The sequence below is a fragment of the Mesorhizobium sp. M7D.F.Ca.US.004.03.1.1 genome (genome assembly GCF_003998635.1).
Taxonomy (GTDB): domain Bacteria; phylum Pseudomonadota; class Alphaproteobacteria; order Rhizobiales; family Rhizobiaceae; genus Mesorhizobium; species Mesorhizobium loti.
Genome location: NZ_RZQG01001704.1, coordinates 1 through 542 on the forward strand (window position 1 = coordinate 1; position 542 = coordinate 542).

Annotated in this window: 1 pseudogene; it reads right to left on the reverse strand. The window is 66.8% G+C overall.

Going from position 1 to position 542, the window contains the following annotated elements:
• Positions 1–542, reverse strand: a pseudogene (locus EN935_RS39600) (glycosyl transferase family 1); the annotation flags it as partial.

A 542-nucleotide genomic window follows, 5' to 3' on the forward strand; every position in this document is an offset into this window, starting at 1 on the left:
GTGGTGGATGAACAGGTCGGACTTTGCCACCACCGAGGGCTGTGGAAACCAGGCGTCGAGATAGACGTTGTCGGGCACCGCGCGATAGGCGTCGCGCAGGCCGCCGGCATTGACGATGAAGCGGGCGGGCAGCCTGTCGAATACCGCCAGCATCCGCTCGATCAGGCCGACATCCATGGCGCCCAGGCTGCCGAAGCTGACATAGACCAGCGGCCCGCCATTGCGCGGAAACACCGGCACCTCAAATGGCCCCTCCGAACGCACGCAGCCTTCGAGATAGACGAAGCGGGCCGGGTCGAGCGGCTCGGCGCGCTCGCGGCGCACGATCGTCGGGGTCAGCAGCAAATTGAGGTCGGGCGATGTCTCCAGGAACAGGCCCTTCGGCAGCGGCGCCAGGCCGGCATCCATCCGAAAGCGGTTGAAGCGGTCATGCGCCGCTGCCGAGGCCGTGAGATAGCGGGCCTCGAACGCCCCGCGTTGCGGGTCATCCACGCCAAGTCCCGACAGATAGGGCGGCACTTCAGCGTCCGGAAGCTCGGTTT